3 protein-coding genes and 1 pseudogene are annotated in these 2,987 nt (G+C 67.4%); 3 read left to right on the top strand and 1 reads right to left on the bottom strand.

The genetic code is table 11. The features are described 5' to 3' along the window. Nucleotides 1-252 precede the first annotated feature (252 nt). The gene (locus VG276_17965) at nucleotides 253-483 is read left to right on the top strand and encodes a lipopolysaccharide assembly protein LapA domain-containing protein (GenBank protein HEV8651218.1); all 231 of its coding nucleotides are present in this window, start codon (nucleotides 253-255) and stop codon (nucleotides 481-483) included. 246 nt (nucleotides 484-729) lie between these two features. Beyond that, nucleotides 730-1,896, top strand: a complete 1,167-nt coding sequence (locus VG276_17960; GenBank protein HEV8651217.1) for an AI-2E family transporter — start codon at nucleotides 730-732, stop codon at nucleotides 1,894-1,896. Here VG276_17960 and VG276_17955 read toward each other — a convergent pair. Continuing rightward, nucleotides 1,895-2,023, bottom strand: a pseudogene (locus VG276_17955) (DNA-binding response regulator). The gene VG276_17960 and the pseudogene VG276_17955 overlap by 2 nt on opposite strands. A gap of 205 nt (nucleotides 2,024-2,228) precedes the next feature. Between VG276_17955 and VG276_17950 the strand changes: the two are divergent. Continuing rightward, nucleotides 2,229-2,471 carry a DUF6458 family protein gene (locus VG276_17950; GenBank protein HEV8651216.1) on the top strand — a complete coding sequence of 81 codons (243 nt, stop codon included), beginning with the start codon at nucleotides 2,229-2,231 and terminating at the stop codon, nucleotides 2,469-2,471. Nucleotides 2,472-2,987 lie beyond the last annotated feature (516 nt).

Genomic DNA, 2,987 nt, shown 5'->3' with positions numbered 1-2,987 from the left:
TCGGCCCGGCCCGGCCATCGTGGAGCTGCCAGCGGCACCCTGCGACAATCTGCCGCGGGGATTTGATACCGAGTGTCCGAAACGGGGGCGAGGGGAACCGCCATGAGCGCGGAGCGACCCCAAGCCAGGCCAGAGCAGCCTTCGCCGGACGGCCCGGTACCACCCGAGCCGGAGGTGGCGGCGCCATTGCCTGCCGAGCCGACTCTGCCACCGCACACCGTCGAGCCGACCCGGACCAGCATGGTGTAGACGATGGTCGGCGTCGGCGTGGCCCTCCTCGTCGCCATCCTGGTGTTCATCCTGCAGAACGGTCAGCGTGTGCGCGTGCGGTTCCTGGTGGCCAACGGCACGCTGCCGCTCGGCGCGTCGCTGCTGTTCGCTGCGTTGCTCGGCGCGCTGCTGGTGCTGGTGGCGGGCGCGGCGCGGGTGCTGCAGCTGCGGGTGGTGGCACGGCGCCATCGCCGCGCCGACCAGCTGCCCTGACCTCATCAGGTCGCGGTGGATTGTTGTAGTCGACTCCCGGACCCGGCCCCGAGTGATGCTGTGCCTCTCGTTGGTGCGCTTCATCGTCCTGCTGGGAGTGCGGTTGGGCGGCTTTGCGTCGGGCAGGATGCAAGGCGCCGGGCAACGCCGCCAACGCCCGGGCCAGGGGAAGGGACCAAGGAGTGCGAGGTGGAGCAGCGATCCGACGAGTCCGCCGAGGCCGAGGTCCGCGACCTGGACGCCAAGATGCCGGCGTCGCCGCCAGCCGATCTGGCCGGTGGCCGCATCCGCCCGGCCGCCCTGGTCCGCTGGGGCTTTTTCGTCGGCGTGGGGCTGCTGCTGGCCTATGGCGCCGCCCAGGCCCTGCTGTCTGTACGCAACCTGCTGATCCTGGTCCTGGTGGCTATGTTCCTGGCCGTGAGCCTCGACCCGGCCGTACGCTGGCTCACTGCCCGGGGTTGCCCCCGCGGGCTGGCCGTCGCCCTGATCCTGGTGGTGTTGGTGGCCATCCTGGCCGCGTTTCTGGTCTCGGTGATCCCGCACCTGGTCAGCCAGTTCACCACCCTGGTCCACACCCTGCCCAGCTACTTGGCCCAGCTGGCCGACCGTTCACGTCGGTACCAGGACCTCAACAGTCGCTACCACCTCAGCCAGCGCCTGGAAGGCGTGGTCGGCCAGTTGCCTGGGCGGCTGGCTAGCGGGGCGCTGGGGCTGACGAGCCGGATCGTCGGCGGCCTGATCGCGGTGCTGACCGTGCTGGTGTTCACCGTCTACTTCCTGCTCGACCTGCCCCGGCTACGCCGAGGCGTGGTCCGCCTGTTCACGGTGGATCGGCGGGCGCGGTATGGCGCGATGGTCGACATCATGGTCGACAAGGTCGGGACCTACATGATCGGCCGGCTGGCCATCGGCCTGATGGGCGGGGTGGTGGCCGGGATTACCCTCGCCGTGCTGAGGGTTCCCTACGCGCTGCCGCTGGCCATCCTTATCGGGCTGCTGGACGTCATCCCGCTGCTCGGCCACCCGGTTGGCTCGGTGATCGCGGTTCTGGTGGTGCTGTTGACCGTCCCGCTGTGGCCGACCACCGTCGTGCTCATCCTGGTCCTGCTCGCCTACCAGCAGATCGAGAACTACCTGATCGGCCCGCGGATCCTCAGCCACTCGGTGGAGATCTCCTCGGCGGCGGTGCTGCTGGCCACGCTGCTGGGCGCGGCCATCCTGGGCGTGGTGGGGGCGCTGATGGCAATCCCGATCGCGGCCGCGGTCAAGGTCCTACTGGTCCAACAGATCGACCAGCACGAGGCGGCAGCCGCCGCGGCCGACCGGCGACCACGGTGGCGACGCCACCGGACCGACACGGCAGCGGAGCCTCCCCCGAGCGCCAACGGACCCGGGTCGGCCGCCAAGCCGTGAGCGGGTTGTCCCGGCACCGGGCGGACACGAGCTCCTGCACCAGCGCCGGGTCAACGACCGAGCCGCCCCTGGCGATCCGGTCCAGGGTGTCGATGAACTCGTCCACGTCGGTGACCCGGCGCTTGAGCTTGCGCCATGCCCGGATGGCGGGAAGCCCGACAGTGCTTCCCAAGCTCGCAGTTACTCCTCCGGTTCTGCGGTCGACACCAACAAGGAGGACGCAGAGGTCGAAGCGCGTAACCTCCACACGCCGTACACGGTCAACAGGTGCGGCCCACCAGCATGGCCGTCAGCACGATGGCGGTCGAGACATCATCGAGGAGGCCAAAGCGATGAGTATCGGAGTCAGCATCTTCCTTCTGGTGGTCGGCGCGATTCTGACCTTTGCCGTGAAGGTCAGCGCCTCGGGGTTCAACATCAACACGGTCGGGATCATCCTCATGCTCGCCGGTGCGCTTGGATTGCTTCTCTCGCTACTATTCTGGAGCAGCTTCTCGCCGTGGAGCCGTCGCAGGACCGTGGCGCGCGGAGACACCGTGATCGAGGAGCGGCGCATCGATCGCGATCTCCCCTAGTACCAGTATTATAGCCGCACCTGCGACCTCCTTTGGGCAATGCGGCCTGCGATCATCGATGAGTATGACTTTCGGTTCGCATCCGAAGCCCACATGTCCTGCAAGCCCTGAAGACTTCTTGAAGCTGCTCCTTAGACTTCGTAAATAACCCTTACGGAATGGTACAGGAGTATCCGGAGACACGCCCTGGTGATCCAGATAGAGTCAGCAAGTCGGGAGGCGCTCTCCCGGGGTTATCAGCCTGGCTAAAGGAGGGTTTCTGGCCGTGATAACGCTCCTTCAAAGACTCGCCTGGATCATCGATCGTCTCCGCTCTTGACACTGACGACGCCTCTAGGAGGCCGCTGAAGGTGGCTGATCCTGTCAGGCGGGTAGTTGTGCGTGAGCTTCTCACGTGGCCGGTCAGGAAAGGCGCTCGGCGGCTGGGAGGCGGCCCGAGATCATGAGGAGGCCGCCCGGACGGTGACACCGCCTGTCAGGCCAACATCCAGGCGCCGTCGTGGCGGGCAGGGCCAA

This window comes from Actinomycetes bacterium (genome assembly GCA_036000965.1).
Classification (GTDB): Bacteria; Actinomycetota; CALGFH01; order CALGFH01; family CALGFH01; genus DASYUT01.
The sequence above is the reverse complement of the archived record's forward strand: the minus strand, read 5'-3'. Positions and strand labels throughout refer to the sequence as shown.